26 protein-coding genes are annotated in these 23,668 nt (G+C 67.0%); 18 read left to right on the top strand and 8 right to left on the bottom strand.

Annotated elements, in window-relative coordinates:
• The first annotated feature begins 167 nt into the window (after positions 1–167).
• Together ACLQ3J_RS05520 and ACLQ3J_RS05515 are read left to right on the top strand one after the other, a co-directional pair.
• Positions 168–833 carry an IclR family transcriptional regulator gene (locus ACLQ3J_RS05520; RefSeq protein WP_425902432.1) on the top strand — a complete coding sequence of 222 codons (666 nt, stop codon included), beginning with the start codon at positions 168–170 and terminating at the stop codon, positions 831–833.
• A gap of 106 nt (positions 834–939) precedes the next feature.
• Positions 940–1,698 carry an IclR family transcriptional regulator gene (locus ACLQ3J_RS05515; RefSeq protein WP_378528138.1) on the top strand — a complete coding sequence of 253 codons (759 nt, stop codon included), beginning with the start codon at positions 940–942 and terminating at the stop codon, positions 1,696–1,698.
• Positions 1,699–1,718: 20 nt separating this feature from the next.
• Here ACLQ3J_RS05515 and ACLQ3J_RS05510 read toward each other — a convergent pair whose 3' ends face one another.
• On the bottom strand, positions 1,719–2,507 hold the full coding sequence (locus ACLQ3J_RS05510; protein WP_425902430.1) for an SDR family NAD(P)-dependent oxidoreductase: 789 nt from the start codon (positions 2,505–2,507) through the stop codon (positions 1,719–1,721).
• Between the two features lie 110 nt (positions 2,508–2,617).
• On the opposite strand from ACLQ3J_RS05510, the gene ACLQ3J_RS05505 reads away from it, so the two are divergent.
• Positions 2,618–3,205: a TetR/AcrR family transcriptional regulator gene (locus ACLQ3J_RS05505; protein ID WP_425902428.1), complete on the top strand. Its 588-nt coding sequence runs from the start codon at positions 2,618–2,620 to the stop codon at positions 3,203–3,205.
• Positions 3,206–3,240: 35 nt separating this feature from the next.
• Here ACLQ3J_RS05505 and ACLQ3J_RS05500 read toward each other — a convergent pair whose 3' ends face one another.
• Positions 3,241–4,377 carry a Rieske 2Fe-2S domain-containing protein gene (locus tag ACLQ3J_RS05500; RefSeq protein ID WP_169618934.1) on the bottom strand — a complete coding sequence of 379 codons (1,137 nt, stop codon included), beginning with the start codon at positions 4,375–4,377 and terminating at the stop codon, positions 3,241–3,243.
• A 55-nt stretch (positions 4,378–4,432) separates the two neighbouring features.
• On the bottom strand, positions 4,433–4,711 hold the full coding sequence (locus tag ACLQ3J_RS05495) for a hypothetical protein (protein WP_169651430.1): 279 nt from the start codon (positions 4,709–4,711) through the stop codon (positions 4,433–4,435).
• A 174-nt stretch (positions 4,712–4,885) separates the two neighbouring features.
• Between ACLQ3J_RS05495 and ACLQ3J_RS05490 the strand changes: the two genes are divergently transcribed.
• Positions 4,886–5,668 (top strand): enoyl-CoA hydratase, encoded by a 783-nt coding sequence (locus ACLQ3J_RS05490; RefSeq protein WP_425902426.1) that lies wholly within the window; start codon positions 4,886–4,888, stop codon positions 5,666–5,668.
• Here ACLQ3J_RS05490 and ACLQ3J_RS05485 read toward each other — a convergent pair.
• Entirely contained in the window at positions 5,665–6,390 is a 726-nt protein-coding gene (locus tag ACLQ3J_RS05485; RefSeq protein WP_425902424.1) for a helix-turn-helix transcriptional regulator, read from the bottom strand. The genes ACLQ3J_RS05490 and ACLQ3J_RS05485 overlap by 4 nt on opposite strands.
• 73 nt (positions 6,391–6,463) lie before the next feature.
• Between ACLQ3J_RS05485 and ACLQ3J_RS05480 the strand changes: the two genes are divergently transcribed.
• Positions 6,464–7,240 carry an alpha/beta fold hydrolase gene (locus ACLQ3J_RS05480; protein WP_425902423.1) on the top strand — a complete coding sequence of 259 codons (777 nt, stop codon included), beginning with the start codon at positions 6,464–6,466 and terminating at the stop codon, positions 7,238–7,240.
• A 53-nt stretch (positions 7,241–7,293) separates the two neighbouring features.
• Positions 7,294–8,172 carry an alpha/beta fold hydrolase gene (locus ACLQ3J_RS05475; RefSeq protein WP_425902422.1) on the top strand — a complete coding sequence of 293 codons (879 nt, stop codon included), beginning with the start codon at positions 7,294–7,296 and terminating at the stop codon, positions 8,170–8,172.
• Between the two features lie 9 nt (positions 8,173–8,181).
• On the opposite strand, the gene ACLQ3J_RS05470 is transcribed toward ACLQ3J_RS05475, so the two are convergent.
• Together ACLQ3J_RS05470 and ACLQ3J_RS05465 are read right to left on the bottom strand one after the other, a co-directional pair.
• Positions 8,182–10,167, bottom strand: coding sequence for an APC family permease (locus ACLQ3J_RS05470; protein WP_425902421.1), 1,986 nt, complete (start codon positions 10,165–10,167; stop codon positions 8,182–8,184).
• Entirely contained in the window at positions 10,154–11,221 is a 1,068-nt protein-coding gene (locus ACLQ3J_RS05465; protein ID WP_296550559.1) for a potassium channel family protein, read from the bottom strand. The genes ACLQ3J_RS05470 and ACLQ3J_RS05465 overlap by 14 nt, the downstream gene beginning before the upstream one ends.
• A gap of 107 nt (positions 11,222–11,328) precedes the next feature.
• Between ACLQ3J_RS05465 and ACLQ3J_RS05460 the strand changes: the two genes are divergently transcribed.
• Complete coding sequence (locus tag ACLQ3J_RS05460) at positions 11,329–12,255, top strand: hotdog domain-containing protein (RefSeq protein WP_296550491.1); 927 nt, start codon at positions 11,329–11,331, stop codon at positions 12,253–12,255.
• Here the strand turns inward: ACLQ3J_RS05460 and ACLQ3J_RS05455 are convergent.
• On the bottom strand, positions 12,240–12,524 hold the full coding sequence (locus ACLQ3J_RS05455) for a hypothetical protein (protein WP_296550490.1): 285 nt from the start codon (positions 12,522–12,524) through the stop codon (positions 12,240–12,242). The genes ACLQ3J_RS05460 and ACLQ3J_RS05455 overlap by 16 nt on opposite strands.
• A gap of 431 nt (positions 12,525–12,955) precedes the next feature.
• Between ACLQ3J_RS05455 and ACLQ3J_RS05450 the strand changes: the two genes are divergently transcribed.
• From ACLQ3J_RS05450 to ACLQ3J_RS05415, 8 genes are all read left to right on the top strand, one after another.
• Positions 12,956–13,630, top strand: coding sequence for a hotdog domain-containing protein (locus ACLQ3J_RS05450; protein ID WP_422423799.1), 675 nt, complete (start codon positions 12,956–12,958; stop codon positions 13,628–13,630).
• Positions 13,631–13,967: 337 nt separating this feature from the next.
• The gene (locus ACLQ3J_RS05445; protein ID WP_425902418.1) at positions 13,968–15,353 is read left to right on the top strand and encodes an ABC transporter substrate-binding protein; all 1,386 of its coding nucleotides are present in this window, start codon (positions 13,968–13,970) and stop codon (positions 15,351–15,353) included.
• Positions 15,353–17,476, top strand: a complete 2,124-nt coding sequence (locus tag ACLQ3J_RS05440) for an ABC transporter permease subunit (RefSeq protein WP_425902417.1) — start codon at positions 15,353–15,355, stop codon at positions 17,474–17,476. The genes ACLQ3J_RS05445 and ACLQ3J_RS05440 overlap by 1 nt, the downstream gene beginning before the upstream one ends.
• Positions 17,454–18,167 carry an ABC transporter ATP-binding protein gene (locus ACLQ3J_RS05435; RefSeq protein ID WP_425902416.1) on the top strand — a complete coding sequence of 238 codons (714 nt, stop codon included), beginning with the start codon at positions 17,454–17,456 and terminating at the stop codon, positions 18,165–18,167. The genes ACLQ3J_RS05440 and ACLQ3J_RS05435 overlap by 23 nt, the downstream gene beginning before the upstream one ends.
• Entirely contained in the window at positions 18,164–18,868 is a 705-nt protein-coding gene (locus ACLQ3J_RS05430; RefSeq protein WP_425902415.1) for an ABC transporter ATP-binding protein, read from the top strand. Before ACLQ3J_RS05435 ends, ACLQ3J_RS05430 begins: the two co-directional genes overlap by 4 nt.
• Positions 18,865–19,218 (top strand): hypothetical protein, encoded by a 354-nt coding sequence (locus tag ACLQ3J_RS05425; RefSeq protein ID WP_425902414.1) that lies wholly within the window; start codon positions 18,865–18,867, stop codon positions 19,216–19,218. The genes ACLQ3J_RS05430 and ACLQ3J_RS05425 overlap by 4 nt, the downstream gene beginning before the upstream one ends.
• Positions 19,219–19,353: 135 nt before the next feature.
• Positions 19,354–19,878, top strand: a complete 525-nt coding sequence (locus ACLQ3J_RS05420; RefSeq protein WP_169651442.1) for a hypothetical protein — start codon at positions 19,354–19,356, stop codon at positions 19,876–19,878.
• A 96-nt stretch (positions 19,879–19,974) separates the two neighbouring features.
• Positions 19,975–20,421, top strand: coding sequence for a hypothetical protein (locus ACLQ3J_RS05415; RefSeq protein ID WP_425902412.1), 447 nt, complete (start codon positions 19,975–19,977; stop codon positions 20,419–20,421).
• Positions 20,422–20,867: 446 nt separating this feature from the next.
• On the opposite strand, the gene ACLQ3J_RS05410 is transcribed toward ACLQ3J_RS05415, so the two are convergent.
• Positions 20,868–21,083 (bottom strand): hypothetical protein, encoded by a 216-nt coding sequence (locus ACLQ3J_RS05410; RefSeq protein ID WP_169618904.1) that lies wholly within the window; start codon positions 21,081–21,083, stop codon positions 20,868–20,870.
• A gap of 127 nt (positions 21,084–21,210) precedes the next feature.
• Here ACLQ3J_RS05410 and ACLQ3J_RS05405 point away from each other — a divergent pair, with 127 nt between their 5' ends.
• The 3 genes from ACLQ3J_RS05405 to ACLQ3J_RS05395 all read left to right on the top strand — a co-directional run bounded on the left by ACLQ3J_RS05405 (position 21,211) and on the right by ACLQ3J_RS05395 (position 23,646).
• A complete protein-coding gene (locus ACLQ3J_RS05405) occupies positions 21,211–21,882 on the top strand; it encodes a pentapeptide repeat-containing protein (RefSeq protein WP_169651443.1) in 672 nt (223 codons plus the stop codon).
• Between the two features lie 40 nt (positions 21,883–21,922).
• Positions 21,923–23,293 (top strand): glycosyltransferase 87 family protein, encoded by a 1,371-nt coding sequence (locus ACLQ3J_RS05400; protein WP_425902410.1) that lies wholly within the window; start codon positions 21,923–21,925, stop codon positions 23,291–23,293.
• 98 nt (positions 23,294–23,391) lie between these two features.
• Entirely contained in the window at positions 23,392–23,646 is a 255-nt protein-coding gene (locus ACLQ3J_RS05395; protein WP_206036410.1) for a hypothetical protein, read from the top strand.
• Positions 23,647–23,668 lie beyond the last annotated feature (22 nt).

The following is a 23,668-nucleotide window of genomic DNA, read 5'->3' as shown; positions in this document are numbered from 1 at the left end:
GTTTTTTTAGCCCCCCCCACCCCCCCCCCCCCCCCCCCCCCCCCCCCCCCCCCCCCCCCCCCCCCCCCCCCCCGCTTCTGTGCATCCGATCGCCTCCGCGTTACAGTCGTACCCATCCATTGATCAACCGATCAACACGCTCCGCATCCCGTTCCGAGGAGGGCGTTGTGCCCGACGTATCCGACAGTCCCCAGTCCGTCCTGGGGCGTGTCACACTTCTGCTCGAACCGTTCCGCACCGCCGAGGGCCTGACCCTCACCGAGTTGGCTCAGCGCACAGGGTTTCCGCGCTCGACGACCCACCGGATGCTGGTGCAACTGGTGAAGGTCGGCTGGATCAGCCGCACCGGCACCACGTACCGCCTCGGCCCCAAGATGATCGAACTCGGTGCCCAGGCCCGCGAACGCGACCGCATCTACAAGGCCGCCCTACCCGCGATGTACGACCTTCAGACCCAGACCGGCCTCGCGGTCCACTTGGCCGTCCTGGACGGTGAAAGCCTGCTCTATCTCGAGAAGATCGGCGGGCGCTGGGCAACCGAAATACCCTCCCACGTCGGCCAACGCCGACCGACGCACGAGACGGCGGCGGGCATCGCCTTGCTGCGCCACCGGGACGGCGCACCGTCGGACCACATCCACTCCGAATGCTTCCTCTACTCCGAGGGCGTGGTTCGCGGCGGAAATCCGGTCCGCTGCGTGGCCGCGGCCTTCGATGCGGGCTGCGGGGAGATCGCCGCACTGTCGCTGGCCGGCCCTCAGGGGCGCATTCCCGAGGGGGCGAGCGGGCTGGTTCGCAGCGCCGCTGACGCGGTGTCGGCACTCCTGACCTGAAGAAACCTCTTCACGAGAACATGCTGCCCTGCTACTGTCTTCTTCGGTTGATTGATCGATCGATCAATACCGGTGGGCCGGCGTGCCCTATCGATATGGAGGTTTCGTGAGGAACTGTGACGGCTTCCCCGCGGCTGTCGTCGACCGCGTCGCCGGACTGCTCGATGCGTTCCAGACCAACAATAAACTCACCCTGTCCGAATTATCTTCTCGGACAGGGCTACCGAGGTCGTCGGCACATCGGCTCCTCACCCAGTTGATGGAGTTCGGCTGGGTTCGGCGAGAGGGCCACTCGTATGCTCTCGGCCGCACCATCTTCGAATGGGGCGCACTCGCGCAGCACCACGACGGACTGCACCGCGCCGCACACCCGGTTCTCCACGAACTGCACGCCGTGACGGGACTGGTGGTCCACCTCGCAGTCCTCGACGGCAGCGAAGTGCGCTACCTGGACAAGGTAGGCCGGGAATCGGTACCCGTCCCGTCGCGCATCGGGGGACGTCAACCGGCTTTCCGGACTGCCTTGGGTAAGGCACTCATCGCGCACACCCGGTTCGACCCCGCCGGGACGTCCACCGCGGAGCAACTCGCTCCGCCGGTGGGTATCGACGCAGCACGGCTGCGCAACGAGATCGCGTGGATCCGGGAGCGGCACGTGGCCCATGAGCGCGGCGAATCGATTCCCGGAATCGCGTGCGTCGCAGCACCGATCGGCGACGGGCGCACCTACATAGGTGCCGTGTCCGTCACCGGTGCCGCCGACAAGGTGGACGCCGTCCACCTCACGACGCCGGTTCGAGTGGCTGCCCGCACGATCTGGCGCAGCCTCTCCCGGACCACCACCCCACAACGCCGCGTGGGGTGAATGCGAGGCACACCGCGCCGTTACCGCACCAGCGCTTGCCCTCCGTCGACAGGCAGCGAGTGACCGGTGATGTATCGCGCGGCGTCGCTGCACAGAAACACCACCGCCGGGCCGATGTCGGTTTCCGGGTCGCCGAGCCGGCCGAGGGGCACGGTGTCGAGGTACCCCGCGGCGGCGTCGGGATCAGCGCGGGCCCACTCTTCCATCGGCTGCGAATTCGCGAGCGGCAGAATCGCGTTGACGCGGATACCGTCGCCGGCCCATTCGCACGCCGCGGTGCGGGTCAGTACCCGGACGGCTTCCTTCGCCGCGGCGTATCCGCCGGTGCCCGAAGGGTTCCACCGGATTCCGGCCGCCGACCCGAGGTTGACGACGGCCCCGTGCCCGCGCAGGTAGGGGTGGCACGTGCGCATCATCCGCCACGTCGCCGTAGGACCCGACTCCATGCACTCCCGGTATGTCGCCTCGTCCAGGTCGAGCAGTGGCCCGGGCGCCGGGGTCTGGGCATTGTTGACCAGCACGGTGATTCCGCCGAAACGTTCGGCGACAGCCGGAACGAGCCGCGCGACCGCCTCGGCATCGGTCACGTCGCACACGTAGGGCTGCGCCATACCGCCCCGGCGGGTGATCTCGTCGGCGACCGAGTCGAGTGTCCGTGCCGTGCGCCCGACCAGGGCGACCTGCGCACCGGCGGCAGCGAGTGCAAGGGCGATGCCGCGGCCGATGCCCTGCCCGGCACCAGTGACGAGGGCTGTTTCGCCCGCCAGAACCGTGTTCGGGACCGGTGCGACCGTCTGCGACTTTGTCATACATACTCCTGGTGAGCGTGAGGGATGGGACCCCATTGATCAATTGATCAATGGGGTCTGGCACAATGGCCTGCCGAGGTACGCCGGTGCCCGACGGCAGGAGGCTCGAAGTGGATCCACACGAACGCAAAAGGCAGATCCTCGACCGGTCGGCGGAGATCTTCTCTCGGAAAGGTGTCTCGGCGACCACGATTCGCGAGATCGGCGACGCTGTCGGTGTGTACTCCGGAGCGCTCTACCACTACTTTCCGTCGAAGGAAGCGATCGTCACCGAACTCATCCGTGAGTATTTGGAAGACCTCACGGCGCGCTGCGCCGAGGTGACGGAGCGCAACCTGCCCCCCGTCGAACGACTCGAAGCACTCGCCGAGATCGCACTGGCGACCAGCGAGCAGTACCACGGGGCGACGTCCATCTGGCGACGCGAAGGCGAGTACATGCGCGAACGCGTCGTCGAAGCCGACATGGTCGAGACGGCCGACGCCATGCAAGTCGCGTGGCGCGAGGCGATCGCCGACGGCGTCGCCGACGGCACGTTCCGTTCGGATATCGACCCGGAAGTGTTCCGGGAACTGCTCTACGACGCCGTCTGGCACGCGTCGCGCTGGTTCCGGTCCGGTCCCGACGCGACGACAGCCGATCTGGCGCGCACCGTGATCTCGGTATTCGTCGACGGCCTGCGACGTCGACACAACTGAGCCGTCCCACCCGGCGGGTGGGACGGCTCCGGCTGTTACTCCCCTGTGGCGGAGAGGTTCTCCTCGACTTCCTTGTGCCACGACTCGAGGGCACGACTCGTGTCGACCTCGAACTCGAAGCGCTGGGTCATCTCGGGAGTGACCTCCTCGACATCGACGTAGAACTGGCTGTACCAGCGCCGCAACTGATACACCGGGCCGTCTTCTTCGGTCAGGAGCGGGTTCTCGATACGCGTCTTGTGCTTCCAGATCTCGATGTCCTGCTGGAACTGCTCTTCGAGACCGTCGGTGAACAGCGTCGCCATCTCCGACATCTGCTCGTCCGTCATACCGTCGATCTTCTTGACGATCGTGCCGAACTGCAGGACGAAGGAGTTCGACGTCACCGGGTAGTGGCAGTTGATGAGCTTGGACTCGATGGTCTTACCTTCGGACACGGTGTAGATCGTGTCCAGCATGAAGGACGGACCGTAGTAGAAGGCGTCCGAGATCGTCTGTGCCTCGGGAAGATCCATCTGGACGCCGGTCTTGATGTCGTCGCGCCCGTACGAACGCATGTGCTGGCCGGCGATGTGGCCGTCGAAGACGTTCTTGAAGTACTCGGGCATCTGGAAGTGCACGTAGAAGAAGTGCGCCATGTCGACCACGTTGTCGACGATCTCACGGCAGTGCGAGCCCTCGACGTGGATCGTCGTCCAGGTCCAGTCGGACCACTGCCCGTCCTCGTAGCCTTCGATCTCGGGGATCGCGAGTTCCGGCGTCGGCTCGGTGCCCTGCGGGCAGTTCCACACGAAGAGCACGCCGTTGCGCTCCATCGTCGTCCACTTCTTGGTGCGCGCCACCTTCGGGGTGCGGCGCGCGTAAGGCACTGCCTCGCAGCGGCCTTCACCGTTCCAGCGCCAGTCGTGGAACGGGCAGGCGATGGTGTCGCCCTTGATCTCGCCGCGTGCGAGATTGCCGCCCATGTGCCGGCAGTACGAGTCCAGCACGTGAAGTGTTCCGGAGGTGTCGGCGAAGACCACCAGGTCGGTGCCGAACACCTTGACCTGGTGTGGCTTTCCGTCGCGGAACGACTTGGCGAGGCCGATACAGTGCCATCCTCGCGCGAATCGGGTGGGGTTGGTGCCGGTGTCGATATTGCGGATCTCGATACGATCCTGCTGGACGGTCATTCTGGTCTCCAAGAGGTGTACGGGCGGAGCGAGCGGAATCTGACAGACACGGTGGTCACCGGGCTGCGGTGACGGTGTCCTCGGAAGCGAGGGGCCGGACGGACGGTTCGACCCTCGTGGTCGCGCGGAGCTTTCCCTCCGACACCGCCTCGTCGACCGTGCAATCCAATGCTGCACACCGCATGACGTATGCGGCGGGATCGAGATCACGAGCGGCCGCGATTTCGTGGCAGGCCGCGCGGGCGGAGTCGGTCCACTGGATGCTCGTATGAGCGGGGCTGTATTTCGCGACGTGTACGCGGGCCGCACAGGCGCGACAGTCGAGCGACTGCATCAAGGCGTTTCCCTTCCTCGGATACCGCGAGAGTAGAAAGGCTGCTGTGGCGGCGGCCACATCGATTCAGCCCAGTGGAACGCCACGCCGGGCAGGACGTCATCGGTGACGGGACGACCCGGCGATCGTTACGCTCCGCAGGCCAGCCGAACTCGTCTCCGCGAAGGAACGAACATGACCGAGCCGATCCTGCTCACCGCACAACACGGGTCCACCCGTGTGCTCACGTTCCACCGCCCGCAACAGCGCAACGCACTGAGCTCCGCCCTGATCGAGGTACTGCGCACGGAACTCGCGGCGGCGGACGCCGACGAGGCGACCGACGTCGTCGTCCTGACCGGCACCGACCCCGCGTTCTGTGCGGGACTGGATCTGCGCGAACTCGGCGGCTCCGGCGGCAACCTGGGCCGCCTGTCGGACGACGGCATCCCCGTCGGCCATCCGTGGCGACCACTGTCGAAACCCGTGATCGGCGCGATCAACGGTGCCGCCATCACCGGCGGGCTCGAGATGGCACTGGCGTGCGATTTCCTCATTGCCTCCGAACGCGCACGGTTCGCCGACACTCATGCGCGCGTCGGGGTGCTTCCCGGCTGGGGACTGACCTCCCGGCTTCCCGCCGCCGTGGGCGGCGCGTTCGCACGTCGCATGAGCCTTTCGGGAGACTTCGTCGACGCCGAGACAGCTCTGCGAGTCGGATTGGTGACCGAGGTGGTGGAGCACGACCGGCTTCTCGGCGCCGCTCTGGATCTGGGCGCGACCATCGCGGGCAACGACCGGGTGGGCGTGCGGACACTGCTCGCGTCGTACCGCCGAGCGGAGGAGCATGTCGTCGCTCCGGCACTGCAGGTGGAGAACGAGACGTCGCGGCAGTGGATGGAGAACTTCACGCCGGAACGTGTTGCCGAGCGCCGCGACGATGTCATCGGACGCGGGCGCGCCCAGAACGCTCCCTAGCTGTTCGCTCCGGAACCCTCGGTCGTCTCGCCTCGTCCGTTCACCGGCCTGGCTGTCGCTGGGGGAACGCCGATCTCGTCGAGGTGACGGCCGCTGCAGGCGATCCTGGTTGCAGCGGCGTGCTCGATACGGGACACCAGGAACCACCGCATGGCGCTGCGCAGCCTGCACCACCCGATCAGGTACCACTGGCCGTTCGTGGAGGCGAACATGACCGGCTCGACATCCCGGGTGGTCGTGTCGCCGTCACGCGCGGTGTAGCGGATACGCACCACCCGTTGCTCGGCCATCGCTTCCTCGAGCGCCGACTTGACCGCGCGAAGTGGCGGTGGAGGCGAGTTGACCCAGACGCGACCGGTCAGCGCATCGGCCTTCGTCCGGGTCTGTGGATCGAGTACGTCCATGATCTTTCGAACGCCCGCCGAGGCGAGATCGGCGTACGGAGCATCGGGTGCGGCAGAGACTGCCGCGAGGAGCGCGACTGCCTGCACGGGGGTGAGGCTGACCGGGGGCAGGGTGCCTCGGGCGACCAGCCCGTAGCCGCCGCCGGGGCCCGGGCGCGACCAGATCGGCGCGCCGCTGTTCTCGAGTGCGGTGAGGTCTCTTTTGACCGTCCGCACGGATACGCCGAACTCCTGTGCCAGTCGGTCGGCAGTGCATCCACGCGGTCCGCTGCGTCGCAGCATCTCGGACAGGGCGTGGAGTCGCTCCGCCCTCTTCACGTCCTACCCCGGCAGAAAATCATGTCAAAAATGGTGACACACCGTTGTCCTGCCGGCGCGAGAGCATCGTGGTGTGACGAACAATGCGAGTAGCCCGACCATCATCTTGATCGCCGGCCATTGGCTGGGGGCCTGGGCATGGGACGAGGTGCTGGAACATCTGAGCGCCGACGGCCTGCGATCCATCCCGATGACGCTTCCGGGCCTCGATGAGCGGGACGCCGAGAGGGCGTCCAGGACGCTCGACGACCAGGCGGCCGCGATCGAACAGACCATGATTCGGGCTGGGGCTTCCGAGGCCCAGCCGGTAGTGATCGTGGCGCACAGCGGAGCCAACGCGCCGGTGAGCCTGGTGCTCGATCGGCATCCTGAGCTCGTCCGCCGAGTGGTGTGGGTCGACAGTGGGCCCGTCGCGTCCGGCAGTGTCTTCGCCCCGGATGCGCCCGGGGATCTGGACGAATTTCCCCTACCTCCCTTCGACGCGCTCGGGGAGCAGGCCGGCCTCGAGGGCCTGACCGCCGAGGCTCTCGAACGCTTTCGAGCCGGGGCCGTTCCGGAACCCGGTCCTGTTATACGGGGGATGGTGACGCTCACCAACGATGCGCGTCGGGCCGTCCCGACCACGCTGGTGTGCTGCTCGATCCCGAGCGCGCAGGTAATGGAGCTGGCCGACGCGGGTCATCCCATGTTCGCCGAGGTGTCGACACTCGGCGATGTCGATGTCGTCGACCTCCCGACGGGGCATTGGCCCATGTGGAGCCGTCCCGGCGATCTCGCGCATATCCTCGCCGCAGCAGCGACTTCCCCGGCAGGCGAGCGCACGGCACAGAGGAACCGGACGCGTCGATGAGTTTCCGGGCGTCCCCGAGTCGATACGGGTACATCCGGATCGAAGGAGCCTCCATGACCCAGCCCGACACCCGCACGCTCGATGTCCCCGGAGCGTCGCTCGTCTACGACGTGCGACCCTCGTCCGGCGAGCAGCGGTTTCCCACCCTGATCCTCGCCGCATCGCCGATGGATGCCGGTGCGTTCGGCACCTTGGCCTCGTACTTCACCGACCGGACTGTGGTGACCTACGACCCGCGCGGCACCGGGCGTGGCGTGCGCACCGACACCACCATCGAATCGACCCCGCGGCTGCACGCCGACGATCTGGTTGCGCTGATCGACGCGCTGGGAACCGGACCGGTCGACCTGTTCGCGACCAGCGGCGGCGCGGTGAACGCACTGGAACTGGTCTCCGGCAACCCCGAACTCGTGCGCACCCTCGTGGCACACGAACCCCCGATTGCGGGCATTCTCCCCGACCGCGACCGGATGGCGGCGGCGTGCGCCGACATCCACGACACCTACCTGCGCAGCGGGATGGGCCCGGCGATGGCGAAGTTCATCACGCTGGTCGGGTGGAAAGGTGAACTGTCGGACGCCTACTTCGAGGCACCCGCACCTGATCCGGCCGCCTTCGGTCTCCCCACCGAGGACGACGGCACGCGTGACGACCCGCTGGTAGGCCAGAACATCCTCTCGTGCACGGGCTACGAACCGGATTTCGATGTTCTTTCCGCCGCATCCACCCGGATCGTCCCCGCAGCCGGGCGCGAGTCCGCCGAGGAGATGGCAGCGCGGGGTGGGGCAGCCCTCGCGGCACGACTCGGAACGGATGTGACGTGGTTCCCCGGAAACCACGGTGGGTTCCTCGGCGACGAGTACGGAATGCCCGGTGAGCCCGAAGGGTTCGCCGCCGTGCTGAGAGAGGTACTGCAGCCCGCTCGGGTGTAGACGCGTGCGTCAGTTGCGGTCGTCGGACAGGCGGGACGACGACCGCAACTGCCACGGCACGCTGGTGACCATGACACCGGGCTGGAACAGCAACCGGCTCTTGAGCCGCAACGCACTCTGGTTGTGCAGCAACTGTTCCCACCAGTACCCCATGACGTATTCGGGAACGAAGACGGTGACCACTTCCCGCGGTGAATCGCCTCGCCGCCGCTTGACGTAGTCGAGTACGGGCCGGGTGATCTCCCGGTACGGCGAGTCGATGACCTTCAGGGGCACATCGATGTCGCTCTCCTCCCAGGCGTGGACGAGCCGGCGGGTTTCCTCGTCGTCGACGTTGACGGTGACCGCTTCGAGCGTGTCAGGGTTCGTCGCGCGGGCGTAGGCGAGCGCGCGGAGGGTGGGCCGATGAAGTTTCGACACCAGCACGAGCGAATGGGTCCGGCTGGGAAGCACGCCGTCCCACTGACCGCGCTCGAGTTCCACCGCGACCCGCGCGTAGTGACGGTGGATCGCACGCATCACGAGGAACACCGCCACCATCGCGACGATGGCGATCCATGCGCCGGCCACGAACTTGGTGACCAGCACGATCACGAGCACGGTCGCGGTCATCGCAAGACCCACCGAGTTCACGATCCGGGAACGGTGCATGTGGCGTCGTTCCTGTGGATCGGTTTCGGTGGCCAGATGCCGGGTCCAGTGCGTGATCATGCCCATCTGACTGAGCGTGAACGAGACGAATACTCCGACGATGTAGAGCTGGACGAGCTTGGTGACCTCGGCGTCGAACGCCCACACCAAAGCTATGGCCGCGGCGGCGAGCAGGACGATGCCGTTACTGAACGCGAGCCGGTCCCCGCGGGTGCGCAGCTGACTCGGCAGGTGGCGGTCCTGTGCGAGCACCGACGCCAGCACGGGGAACCCGTTGAACGCGGTGTTGGCGGCGAGCACGAGAATCAGTGCCGTCACCCCGGTGACGAGGTAGAAACCGATCGGGAACCCCGAGAACACCGTCTCGGCGATCTGGGCGACCATCGTCTTCTGCCGGTAGCCTTCCGGTGTTCCGGTGAGCTGGGTCGCGGGGTCCTCCGCGATCACCACACCCAGCCGCTCCGCGAGCACGATCATGCCCATGAACAACGTGATCGCGATCGCACCCAGCATCAGCAATGTCGTCGCAGCGTTGCGGGACTTCGGTTTCCGGAACGCGGGGACCCCGTTGCTGATCGCCTCCACACCCGTCAGTGCCGCGCACCCGGACGAGAATGCCCGCGCGATCAGGAACACGAACGCAAGGCCTGCGAGGTGCGACTGCTCCGCATGCAATTCGAAGTTCGACGAGGGCGCGCGCAGGTCGGTGTGGAGGACGAAGATCCGGATCAGGCCCCACAGCACCATCGCGCCCAGACACCCGATGAACGCGTAGGCAGGTATCGCGAACGCCACGCCGGCTTCCCGCAGTCCTCGCAGGTTGACGGCGGTGAGGATCACGATGGCGGCCGTCGCGAACAGCACCTTGTGGTGGTCGATGAAGGGCACGGCCGAACCGATGTTCTGTGCGGCGGAGGAAATCGAGACCGCAACGGTGAGCACGTAGTCGACGATCAGCGCGCTTCCCACTGTCAGGCCTGCCGCGACCCCGAGGTTCTTCGTGGCAACCTCGTAGTCGCCGCCCCCGGAGGGATAGGCGTGCACGTTCTGCCGGTAACTGGTGACCACCACGGCCATCACAACCGCGACCGCGATGCCGATCCACGACGAGAACGCGTAGGCCGACAACCCGGCAACGGACAGGACGAGGAAGATCTCCTCCGGCGCGTACGCGACCGAGGACAATGCGTCGGAGGCGAAGACCGGCAACGCAATACGCTTGGGCAACAACGTGTGACCGAGGGCGTCGCTGCGCAGCGGCCGTCCCAGGAGTACCCGCTTGGCGGTGCCGGAGGGTGCGGCGTGGAGGTTCGCGGCGCTCCGCGCGTGGTCAGCCGGAGACATGACGCAGATACAACAGGCGGTCGCCGCCGCGAAGGACGTCGACGTCGGCCGTGCCGACCCGCAGCAGCCGCCCGTCGCGTTCGATGCCGACGACGAGGTCGGTCAGGCTACGAGGCGACACCCCTGTTTCCTCGGGCGTGATGTTCCGTTCGGCCATGGCGAATCCCTCTTCGGGTGTGAGCAGGTCGTCGATCATCTCCACCACGTTGGGGGTGGTTCTGGCGACGCCGAGCAGCCGCCCGGCGGTTTCGGCCGAGACGACCACGGTGTCGGCGCCCGACTGCCGCAGGAGGTGGGTGTTCTCCACCTCGCGGGCTGCCACGACGATGCGCGCGGCGCCGGACAGTTGCCGGGCGGTGAGGGTGATCAGGACGGCGGTGTCGTCGCGGTCGGTCGCGATGACAACAGCCGACGCTCGCTGGACTCCGGCCAGGCGCAGTACATCCGAGCGACTCGCCGTGCCCTGGACCGTCACCAGGCCCTGTCGGCCCGCGGCATCGATCACAGAGCGGGCAACGTCCACCACCACGATTTCCGACAACCCGATCCCGTCGCTGATCATCGCGTCGACGGCCGTGCGCCCCTTGGTGCCGTAACCGACCACGACGTAGTGGTTGCGCACGCGGCGTCGCCACCGCTGGATGCGAAGGACCTGACGGGAGTTCTCCGTCAGGGCCGCCAGGGTGGTGCCGACCAGGATGATGAGGAAGAGGATGCGCAGTGGTGTGATCACCAGTGCGTTGAGTGCGCGCGCACCAGGGGTGACAGGCGAGATGTCGCCGTAGCCGGTGGTCGACAGCGACACACTGGCGTAGTAGATGCAGTCCATCAACGAGAGAGGATTGCCCTGAATATCCCGGAAACCGCTCCGCCCGATGTACACCACCACGACCGCCACCGTGAGCACCACGATCGCGTAGGCGATCCGGCGCGCGATCTCCCACGTCGGGCTCACGAAGACGTGGGGTACACGCACGGTACCGACCAATGTGAATGCCGGTCGCTCGGGTGTTCGTCCCGATCGGCTCGGCCGAGCACGCAGGCTTCCGGCCACTCCGGCTCCCGTCATGTCACTCGCGCGGGGATGCAGAATTGCAGAGTACGCCCGTCCACGGACGGCGCAATAGCGTTCGACCGGGAGATGGTGGCAATATGATTCTCATGAATGAGAATGGAATTTCTAGCGACGGTTCGTCACTGCTGGTGATGAGTCAGCACACCTTCTCGTCCGACTTCGGCCTGCTCTCACGGCTCGTCACGAAAGAACGCGCGGTGATGCGTTCGGTCCTGACCGACAAACTGCGCTCCGATGCGGGCTCGGCATCGCTCGGAGTGCTGACGACGCTGGTCGACATCGTCACCTCGAGTCCGGCGCTCGCCGCCTGCGGGCAGGACTGGGTCGCCACCCAGGACCTCACCCTCCACGCCACCGGCCCGCTGACGGAAGGTCCCGTCGTCATCGACGCACAGCTCGTGCGCATCGGCAAGAAGATGATCCACGTGTCGGCAGACGTGTACGACGCACGCGGCACAACCGATCTCGACGAGCTCATCGCCGCGCTCGATACCGGCGGTGAGGGCGGTCCGGTGCTCGCGGCCCGCGCGCTGGTCACGTTCGCGCGCTTGCCGCGCGCCGCCGCGCCGAGGGCGGACGAATACACGCCGGGCGAATGGGTCGGTGTGGACCGTGAGTACCCGGTCGTGCCGGTCGACGGGACGATCTACTCCCGACTCGGCATGCGCATCGTCGACCCGGACGAAGGGGTTCTCGAGCTCGACCGAACGCCCTTCGTAGCCAACATGATCGGCACCATTCAGGGCGGTGCGCAAGCGCTTCTCGCAGAGTCGGCCGCACACGCGATGCGGCCCGATCTGGTGGCGACCGACATTCAGATGCACTTCCTGTCCCAGGTGCGCGTCGGTCCGGCACGGTCGTACGGCACGGTGGTCCGCGACGGGGCCGACCATTCGGTGATCAGCGTCCGTCTCGTCGATGCCGGCGCAGACGACCAGCTGCTCGCCCTGACCACGGTGACCCTGCAGCGTCCGCCGGCGAGGGCGGCCGACTCGGCTCAGCCCGAACTGTGAGTGGCCGCGAAGACGATGAACACCACGAACAGCGCACCCGTTCCGAGCACCGTGCCCACGACGGTCTCGACGTAGTTCGTCGCGAGGCCCTTCTCGATCCTCAGAAGTCCGATCCAACCGCAGACCACGGCGAGCAGGCCGGCGGGGATGGACACGAAGTCGCCGACGATAGGAACGAACGCGGTCAGCGCGGCAACGATGCCGGCGATCAGCGCAGTGTTTCCCAGTCCGTTGCGATCGCGGAACTCGGTGGGCGGTGTCGCCGACATGCCTACTCCCAAGAGATCGGCGGATGGGTATCGGTACATCCTGCACCCTCGACGGTGAGTCTGTCTCGGAGGACGACGCTCCGCCTCGGCTTCGGCCCTCGACCGACCGGCAAGGGCCGCACCCGCAGTCTCTCCGCCGCCGAGTCCCCGATTCACCCCCGGGGTCACCTTGCATTTCGCGGCAGCGTGACGGAAGGACGTATAGCGTGTTTCGGAGTTGCTCCTCGCAACACGCTGCACGCGCCTCCTCCCCTTCGGCGCTGCGGCCGGCCCCGTCGGCCCCTCCCCTCGAATTCGCCGACGGGGTCCCCGCTTCTCCCGGCACGCCCGACCGGCAACCTGCGTCCCGCACGTCGGCACCGGCGTTTGACCAGCGGGCACGGACACGGTCGACTAGCGGTGGCCCCTCACACGAACCCGGAGACCCCGCGATGACCGATGCTCTCGACGCTGCCGCCCGCCTTTTCGTCAACGACGGGCTTTCCGAAGAGGAGATCGCTCGTCAGGCCGCGTTGTACGGTCCGCTCGCCGACGATGTCCGCGCACTGATCCCGCTTGCCGTGCAGAGCCGAGCCGATGACGACGACGTGCGACGGGCCCGGGAGCACCTGGCAGCCGCGAGGGAGTTGCTCGGGCGCCGGAAGGAGGACCACCCCTTCGGTACCCGGTTCAACGACGCCGGCAACTTCCGGGTGTGGGGCAACGCCGCCATGGGACTGCGGAACGCGATCGCGCCACTGCCCCGCATCAACCAGGATCCCGACGGTCGCGTGTGGGCCGACTTCCATCTGCATGTCGGCTTCGAAGGGCCCGCGGGACATACACACGGCGGAGTCTCGGCGCTGATCCTGGACCAGCTGCTCGGTGACGCGGCCCGGGTGGGCGGCTCACCCGGAATGACGGGCACGCTCACGCTGCGCTATCGCAGGCCCACCCCTCTCGGCGATCTGCACGGGGAAGCAAAACTCGACCGGATCGAGGGGCGTAAGGGATTCGTCACCGGACACATCGCGGGGCCGCACGGGATCTGCGTCGAAGCGGAGGGCATCTTCATCAGGCCCAACTGGCCTGACGGCAACGGCCGCGACCGGCACCGCGCGGGATAACAGCACGCCGCGCCGCGTGCCGGCCGTCGAGACCGCCGGTCGTGCCGGGAGCGACACGGCCGTGCGCCGTATTCACCCATCCCGGGCGTGACCGGGCCGAACAGTTCCGTAATACCTGTTCCGTGACGATCGTTGCTTCCGGGACAGAACGACCCTTACCACGTCGCACGACGCGTGTCTCGTCGAGCACGGAAAATCTTTTGTCTGATTCTCCAAAAGCGAGAAGTCGGTTCCCCTCCTGTGCAAGCATCATGCCCGACACCGGCGAAGTGGGGGCTTCGGACGCCGGGTCACCCGTTCACAGCGCTGGCCGAACGGCCCGGTGAAGGAGGCAGACGTGAAAGCACAACGGACGCTCGTCGCACTGGCGGCGATCGCCGTGCTCGCCGCAGGATGCAGCGGGCGCAGCGAAAGTGGTGGGTCCGAAGACGACGAATCGCGCGGCGGTACCGCGCAATCCGTTTCGGGCGACTTCGGCGACCTCAGCGGTCTCTGCGGGCCGGGCGACGCCACGACTGCGACCGCGCAGGGCGTGACCGCCGACGAGATCCGAGTCGGCGTCCTGTCCGATGTCGGCTTCACCAAGAACCCCGAATTCGTCGATGCCGCACATGTGTTCACCTCATGGTGCAACGCCGCCGGCGGCATCAACGGCCGCACGCTCGTAGCCGAAACGCGCGACGCGAAACTGATGGAAGTCCGGCAACGGATGATCGAAGCCTGCCGCGAGGACTTCGCCCTCGTCGGCGGCGGCGCTGCGCTCGACGGTCTCGGCGTCAAGGAACGGTTGTCGTGCCTGCTGCCCAGCTACCCCGCCCAGGTCTCGCAGACGCAGGCAGTGGGCGCCGATCTCGAGATCAGCGCCTCCCCCAGCCGGGTTCCGGGCTACGACCCCTACTACGGCTTCCGCGAATGGCTCATCACCGAGAAGTACCCGGAGTCCGCGGGTTCGGTGGGAATCATCAACGGTGATTCGCCTGTCACCCGCGACCTCGGGCAACAAGCCGTCGACAGCATCACCGCAGCAGGTGGCACCCTCACCTACAACGACCTCTACCCCGCGATGGGCGTCGCCGACTGGACCCCCTATGCACAGTCCATCAAGAGCAAAAACGTTCGCGGACTGGTCTTCTACGGCGACTTCAAGCAACTCGCCAAGCTCGAAGAAGTGCTCACGGGGATGAACTACAAGCTCGACTGGATCGACGCCAACAACAACGCATACAACGATTCGTTCATCGAACTTCTCGGGAACTCGGCCGAATTCCAGAACAACTACGTCGATCTGGGCGGCAGCGCTCCCTTGAGCAGCGCCGACGACGAGCCCGCCGTCCAGCAGGTCCTCGACATGTACGCCGAATACGCGCCGGATGCCGAGATCACCTTCCCGGCGCTACGGGCGATGTCCGCGTGGGCGCTGTTCGCGAAAGCCGCGACGAGTTGCGGCGACGACCTCACCCGCTCTTGCGTCTACGAGGCTGCGCTGCAGGAAGGCGCATGGACCGGCGGTGGCCTCCACGCCGCCGGTGACCTCGCGAATCCTGTTCCCCCGCAGCCGTGTTTCAACGTCGAGGCAGCCACACCCGACGGTTGGGTCACGGCCGACTTCGGAGCCGACAACGGGCTCTACCGATGCAACACCCCACCCTTCGAGTACCCCGGTGACTACGGCGTGCCGATGACACTCGCCGACGTCGGCAAGAGCATGGGCGACATCCAGTAATGGAACAGTTCGTCACCTTCGGGATCGTCGGCCTCAGCACCGCTGCGATCTACGCGATCATCAGCAGCGGGCTGGTGGTGACCTACACGACCACCGGGGTGTTCAACTTCGCGCACGGCGCCACCGGAATGATGGCCGCGTTCGCGTACTGGCAACTCAGCATCGGCTGGGGCTGGCCGGTGTGGCTGTCGGTGATCACGGTGCTGTTCGTGCTGGCGCCGGCGTTCGGGCTACTGGTCGAGCAACTGATGCGGCCCGTACAGCGTCTCGGGGAAGCCGAGAGACTCGTCATGACGATCGCGCTGCTCAGCGGCCTGATCGCCGTCGCCCGGTGGATCTGGGATCCCAACAAGTCCCGTTCGCTTCCGGCGTTCTTCGCCGAGAAGGACTCCTTCCACATCGGCGCGGCCACGGTCTCGTGGCATCAGGCCCTGACGATGGTCGTCGCGGTCGCAGTGGCGCTCGGGCTCCGGTTGCTGATGTTCAACACCCGCACGGGCGCGGAAATGCGGGCGACGGTGGACGACCGGGCCCTCGTCGGGCTCACCGGCGCCGACCCGGTGCGCGCCAACCGCGTCGCCTGGATCCTGGGCACCACCTTGGCGGCCCTCGGCGGGATCCTCATCGCGCCGATGGTGGCGCTCGATGCCACCCAGTTGTCGCTGTTGATCGTCAGTGCTTATGCCGCAGCGATATTCGGGCGGCTGAAGAGCTTGCCGATGACCTTCGTCGGCGCGATCGTGATCGGCTGCATGGAGGCCTACCTTGCCGGTTACCTGCCGCAGAACGAGTACCTCCCGGGGTTGCGGCTGGCCGCACCCGCGCTCGTGTTGCTGCTCGCGCTGCTGCTCTTCCCGCACGGAAGGTTGCGCGGGCGAGACCGTCACCTCAGCCCGGTTCCCTTGCCGTCGGTGCGCGGAACGTTCGCGTTCGCGGGCGTCATCGTGGCGTTCGGGCTCCTCCTCGCCACCGTGCTCGGCGCGGGCGATCTCGTCACCTACGGACAGATCTTCGCCTTCGGTGTCATCGCGCTGTCGTTCGTCCCGCTCGTCGGGTACGCCGGCCAGATCTCGCTGTGCCAGCTCAGCATGGCCGGCATCGGTGCGATCGCGTGCGCACACCTCGGCGGCGACGGACAGTGGTGGGCGCTGATCGCGGCGGTGGTGGTCGCGGGCGTCGCAGGAGCCGTCGTCGCGGTACCCGCCCTCCGGCTGTCGGGGGTGTACCTGGCACTGGGCACGGCCGCGATCGCCGTCGTGCTCGACCGGTGGATCTTCTCGCTGCCGTCGTTCGAACTCTTCGGCATCGACATCGCGCTGTTCGACCAGGGGTCGGTAGAACTCGTCGGCCCGTCCCTGTTCGGGATGCAGGTCGACACCCCCGCCGAACTGACGGTGTTCTCGGCGGTCTGCCTCGCGCTGGTCACTGCGGGCATCGCGGCACTGCGCCGGGGCAGGCTCGGCAGGCGCTTGATCGCTTTGCGCGACAGCGAAGCCGCATACGCAACGCTCGGTGGCAGCCTGCTTCTGACGAAGATCGTCGTCTTCGCGATTTCCGCGGGGATCGCCGGTCTCGGCGGTGCACTGTACGGGATGCAACTGCAATCCGTCGCGGCCGACCAATTCAATTTCGTTGCCGGACTGTCCATCTTCCTCATCGCGGTCGTAGGCGGCCTCGGGGTGGTGGGTAACGGACTGTTCACCGGGTCGATGCTCGCCGGACCGTTCAACGCGATCGTCGCACTGTGGCCCGCCGCGCAGAACCTCGTCCAGGTCGCACCGGCCGCCGCTGGTCTCGCGTACGGGTCCGGCGCGGTGGACGACGGTGTGGTCCCGTCGCTGCGGCGGCGCTGGGAACCGGTTTTCCACGATGCACTCGTGATCGCGGCCGTCGTCACCTGGGTGGTGTTGCTCTGGCTACTGCGACTGATCGACGTGATCAACGGATACGTGCTGATCGCCGGGATCGTCGCCGGAGCGCTGGCCGCACGGAGCTGGGCTGCCGCCCGCCACAGGCCGGTTCCGCACTCCGAGGAGATCCCCGTGGAGTGGTGGGGCGTGAAACGTCCCTGGACTGCGGAAGACGAGGAGGTGCTCGATCGTGCCGTCACAACTCGCAGTTGACGACATCTCGGTCGCGTTCGGCGGCCACCGCGCGCTCGACGGGGTCGCGCTGACCGCGGAACGCGGACAGGTAACCGGACTGATCGGCCCCAACGGTGCGGGCAAGAGCACTCTGTTCGACGTGGTCTCCGGACTCCGGAAACCCCTCTCGGGCACGGTGTCCCTCAACGGCCGGGACGTGACACGCGCCGGTCCGGCTCGCCGCGCACGACACGGGCTCGCCCGTACATTCCAACGGCTCGAACTGTTCGGCCGGCTCAGCGTGCGCGACAACCTGCGCGTAGCAGCAGAATTGGGACCCGAGCGACGACACGCTGGGCGCGTCGCCGACGAGATACTCGCCCGACTGGGTATCGAACATCTCGCCGACACCACCGCCGACTCGCTGTCCACCGGCATGGGACGACTCGTCGAGGTGGCGCGGGCACTTGCGGTGCGTCCGTCCCTCATCCTCCTCGACGAGCCGGCAGCAGGCCAGGACGTGCAGGAGACCGAACTGTTCGCCGCGCTCCTGCGCGCGCTCGCCGCCGACGGGACCGCCGTCCTGCTGGTCGAGCACGACATGGAACTCGTCATGAGCGTGTGCGACACGGTGTACGTACTCGATCTCGGGAAGATCATCGCGTCCGGGCCACCGGGTGTCATCCGCAGCGACGAGACCGTGCTCGCAGCCTATCTGGGGAAGTCATGAGCGCCATACTCGAAATGCGCGGTATCCGAGCCGCATACGACGCCATCACCGTTCTTCACGGAATCGACCTGCAGGTCGCTGCGGGTCGGGTGGTGGCGTTGCTCGGCCCCAACGGAGCCGGCAAGACCACCACCCTGCGGGTCGCGGCCGGCGTGCATCCCGTCTCGTCCGGACAGCTACTACTCGGCGGCCGTGACGCCACGAGAGTCGCGCCCCGGGATCTGGCACGGGCGGGAGTGTGCCTTATCCCCGAAGGCCGAGGGGTGTTCCCCAACATGTCGGTTCGGGACAACCTCCTGATGATGACCTTCACCGGTCGTCCACGGGCCCAGGTCGAGGAGATCGCGTTCTCGCGCTTTCCCATTCTGGCCGCGCGAGCGGCGCAGACCGCGGGAACACTGTCCGGCGGCGAACAGCAGATGCTGGCGCTCGCCCGCGGTCTCGCCACCGACCCCGCCGTGCTCCTGCTCGACGAGCTGTCCATGGGGCTGGCACCGATGATCGTTGTCCAGCTCTACGACCACGTCTCGGAGATCGCCCGGAGCGGAGTGGCCGTGCTCGTCGTCGAGCAGTTCGCCGACGCGGTACTCGATTTCGCCGACCACGCCGCGGTGCTGGTCCGCGGGCGGATCCAGCAACAGGGACATCCGGAAGACCTACGCACCGAACTCGCATCCCTCTACCTAGGAAGTGCGCCATGACCTCGACCGAAGACCGCGCCGACAGGTTCACCCGCGAACTCGCCCAACTGAAGATCCCGGATCCGGCGGCCGGGCGACACGACCTCTGGCTGCGCCTCGGCCTCATCCTGATGGTGGCAGGTCCCGTGCTCGGCGTGGCGTCGTACTTCCTGTCGCACAACACCTCCGACGCTCTCGTGCAACGCGACGCGATCGTGATGGCGATCGTCGGCGTTGCGGTGGCCGTGGTGGGATCCGCCGTGTTCCTGCGGTACTCGCTCACCGGCTTTCTCCGGTTCTGGATGGCCCGCCAAACCTTCGATCTGGCGGTTCTCTCCGACGGTCCGCCCCGCCGGGACGGATCGTCCTAGACGACACGGTTCGCCGTAACGACTCGAGGTCGCGACCGCGTCTCCGTCACGACCACGACCACATCTCCGGTAGCGGGATTCCACTGCCGGTCGAACAGGGTGACGGAAAACGTCCGGCACCCGGAGAGGACTCACATGCGCGTCTCGATCACCCGTCGTGCGCTCGCCGTCTGCGGTTCGATGGCCGTCGCCGCCGCAGTCGTCACAGGCTGCAGCGATTCCAGCGAAGACACGTCCGGCGACGACACCTCCACCACGTCCAGCGTCGCCACCACTACCACTGCAACTGCGGAAGCGGCCTCGGCCGACACTGCTACCACGGAGGCGGTGACCGCGTCCTATGTCACCTTCTTCGACGGGACGACCCCGGCGGCCACGCGCGCCGGCGTGGTGGAGAACGGCGAGAACTTCCTTCCCGCCCTCGAGGGCATGGCCACCGACCCCCAGGCCTCCGCGACGGCAGCAACCGTCGAGGGTGTGACGGTCGCGGATGACGGCACCGCCACGGTCTCGTGGACGTTGCTCATGAACGGTGCCCCCGTACTTCCCGATCAGTCCGGCGAGGCGATCGAGGAGGACGGCACGTGGAAGGTCAGTGCCGCGACGTTCTGCGCGCTGCTGGCCATCCAGGGAGACGGCAGCGCCGTACCGGGCTGCTGACACAGCGAATCACCGTCGCTGCCCGGACGACTCGGCGGTCGGCGCCATTCCGGTTGCTGCCGGCATGGCGCCGACACGCCGTCGTTGCATCGGCAGATGCCCTCCCCAGTACAGTGGGGCACCGCCGCCGGCAACGAGAGGGAGCCCATGCAGCACGCCCTGTTCTACTCGCTCGTCGCCATGTGCTCGCTGTTCGCGGCATCGACATGGTGCCTGGCGAGGCCGCACGCCCTCTCGAGCCTTGCCGCTGCCGTAGCCGCCGCACTCTGGTTCCTCATGAACGGAATGCTGGAAGGCCGGGTGCTGTACTCCGTCACCCCCGACCACGGGCTCACCGAAGCGGACCTGCTTTCCGCGGCGGCACTCGGCATTTCGGCCTGGGGGTTCCGGGCGACCGCCCGCAACCGGCGCAGACGCGAGCGCCGGGCACGACCGGCGCCCCGCAGCATCCACGTCGACGAGACACGCGCGATGCCCCGGCAGATCCTGCCCGGGCAGCACGACGTGAACGTACGCGCGCGCGGACTTCGGAATCGGCACTAGGCGCGGCTGCCGACCCTGCGATCCACATCCCCGCAACCGATTTGGGTATCGGTTTCGTCTCGATGCTGGACCGGGTGCGCGTACCTGACCTAAACTCCCCGACGGCCACATTCAGGTGGCCGTGTCTCCAGAAGTCCTCCCCGACACACATGGAGATACAGCGCAGGGCCCCGCCGGCTCCTCCCCCTCATTTCGCTGGCGGGGCTTCCCTGCTCACATCACTTCGGGACTCACATCCTTCGAGGCTCACTCCTGGGTTCACAGCTACTCCGACGGCACTCGACCCGCCCCGCCGGGCTCCGCAGCGACGGCGTCCGGCGTGACCGGTAGCGATACCGCACCCGCTCTCGCGGTTGCGATTACCCCTCGCGCTACAAGTGCCGTGTTCACTTCCTCCCGCGCCCACAATAAATCTCTTTGTCCACGCTTGTGTCAGGATTCACTGATCACCGCTCGTCGAATGCACGCGCACGACAGCGGTCCCCGAGCGGCGGGCTGTAGACCACGGCGTCGCACACCCGGCACGCATGTGTCCGGTGCATCACGCCGCAGTCGCATACCTGCGATCCCACCAGCGTCCGGTTCGGTCCCAGCCGGTGCCCGTTGGGGCAGCGCGCGGGAGCAGGTTCGGCCCAGCCGGACGGGATTCGATACAGCTTCACCGTTCGATCATATGTTCGAATGCATGAGCTGTTCGACCCCTCCGGCGGGGAAAGGATCAGATCGCGGTCGCGGGGTCGCGCGGAGGGTCCGGATCTGCGCGGCACCCGTACGGGCGACACTGGTCGCATGACCACTCGCGCCTCCCGGACCACCACCAAGCCCCCGAAGATCGACGGACGTCGGCCGGTCGAACTCGACGACGGGGACGCCCGCGACCTGGCGGCGCACACCACCGTCGAGCGAATGCGGTATTCGGACGTCGACCTGTCCGGACTCGATCTCGCGGGTGTGACGCTGTCCGAGTGCGAGCTCGCCGGGGTGTCCGTCGACGGCACGGACTTCACGAGCGCACGAATGGTCGACACCCGCATCGAGCGGATGCACGCACCGAAGTTCTCCGCTTCCCGCAGCACCCTGCACAACGTGCGGATCGTCGGGAGCCGGATCGGCGCGCTCGACCTGTACGACTCCGGACTGCGCTCGGTGGTGGTGACCGATTCGAAGATCAGCCTGATCAACCTGCGCGCAGGGAACCTGCGTGACGTGCTGTTCCGGGGATGCATCATCGACGAACTCGACCTTGCCGAAGCGAACCTCACGCGGGTGGCGTTCGAAGACAGCCGAATCGGCGACCTCGATGTGAACCGCGCCACTCTCGCGCACGTCGACTTCCGCGGCGCGGAGATCGGAGTGATCAGAAATCTGGACGGATTGAGGGGATCTACCATCAGCGGCCATCAGGCCGTTGCACTCGCAGGCCTGTTCGCCGCACACCTCGGAATCCGGATCGACAGCTGAGGTTGCCCGAAGATCGAGGAAAGATCAGTAAAGTCATCGAGTGCGACATTTATGGCTGAAGCGAGACGACGACCGTCCATCGACCGAACTCTCCCTCGACCTCCGCACACACACCACCGCGATCGCGGTGATCTTCGGTCTCTCGATCGCCGCGACGATCGCCTTTCTGGTCGGTAACGACTACATCGACCTGCTGGTCTACCGCATGGGCGCACACGTGCTGCTCGACGGCGGAGACCTCTACGGTGCGATCCCTCCGGTCGTCGACGACTTCGGACTGCCGTTCACCTACCCCCCGCTCTCCGCGATCCTCTTCGTACCGCTCGCACTGATCCCCGTCACACTCTCCAAGTTCGTATTCACCGCGGTGTCCGTCGCAGCACTCGTGGTGACAGTGCGCATGGTGCTCGGACGGGTGCGTCCCGACCTGGCGAACCGCACATCCTGGGTCGTCACAGCGGTCACCGTCGCCGTCGCACTCCAACTCGAACCCGTCCGCGAAACCATCAGCTTCGGCCAGATCAACTTGGTGCTCATGGCCTTGGTGGCCGTCGACGTACTCGCCTCCAAACCCAAATGGCCCCGGGGTGTGCTGATCGGTCTTGCCGCCGCCATCAAGCTGACACCCGCGGGTTTCCTGCTGTTGTTCCTGCTCGCGCGCGATTGGCGGACCAGCGCACGCATCGTCGTCTCCGCACTCGGTTTCTCTGGGGCAGCGTTCGTCCTCCTGCCCGAGGCGTCCACGCGGTACTGGTTGCACACGCTTCCGGACACCGGGCGAATCGGCTCGGCGTACTACGCGGCCAACGAATCCTTCAAGGCCGTCGTCTCGCGGTTCGCTCCGCCCGACCCGCTCGAGTCGGCGCTGTGGCTCGGTGCCGTCGCCGTCATGCTGGTTGTCGCGGTCGTCGCAATCCGCCTCGCTCTCTCGCGGGGAGACCTCGTGACGGCGCTGCTCGCCACTGCGACTGCGGTGCTTCTCGCCTCGCCGGTCTCGTGGTCGCACCACTGGGTCTGGGTCGCTCCGGCACTGATGGTGCTGACACTCGAGGTGCTGCGTGCACCCAGCCGGCGCAACGTCGCCGTTGCTGTCGCCATCGGTGCGGTCTTCCTCATCGGGCCGCACCACCTGCTGCCGGCGGGCGACGGACGCGAACTCGAGTGGGCGCTGCCGCAACACCTGGTAGGCGGCGCGTACGTGATGATCGGCGTCGGCTTCCTGATCTGGCTCGCACAGCTGCGTCAGGACACGGTGCGCCAGGGCACGGCGCGTCAGGGCACGGCGCGTCAGGGCACGGCGCGTCAGGACACCGCGTCCGGTGCCGAACTCGGGCGTCTTCCGGGCGCAGCTTCCGACCCGGCCCCACGGGTGGGAACGCTCTCCCCACCCGACGACACACCAGGCGTGTGACGCAGATCTCACGTTTTCCGGCACCGAAATGGGTACCTGACGGTGGGAAGTTGCGTCCGCACCGCGCGGGACGCGCAGAAGGAGAAAGGTGCAGACCTGTGCGCCAGAAGGCAGATCTTCGGATGGTCACCCCGACGCAGGGCATCGCCACGCAGGACGTCGCAACACGCGGCACCGAGCATTTCGGTGCCCAGCGCTGGTCGTTCCGGTGCGAGCGATGTGACCACTCCTACCGGACTGTCGCACACACCTACACCGTCGCCGCGCTCGCAGCCCGCGCCAACGGCTGGGTCGTGGACCCCACCGCGCTGTGCCCCGGGTGCGCCAGCGTCGCCCTCTCCCTCGCCGCATAGCGGGTCGAAAAGCCTCCCTGCC

It is taken from the genome of Rhodococcus sp. DT1, assembly GCF_049844875.1.
Taxonomy (GTDB): Bacteria; Actinomycetota; Actinomycetes; order Mycobacteriales; family Mycobacteriaceae; genus Rhodococcus.
The sequence above is the reverse complement of the archived record's forward strand: the minus strand, read 5'-3'. Positions and strand labels throughout refer to the sequence as shown.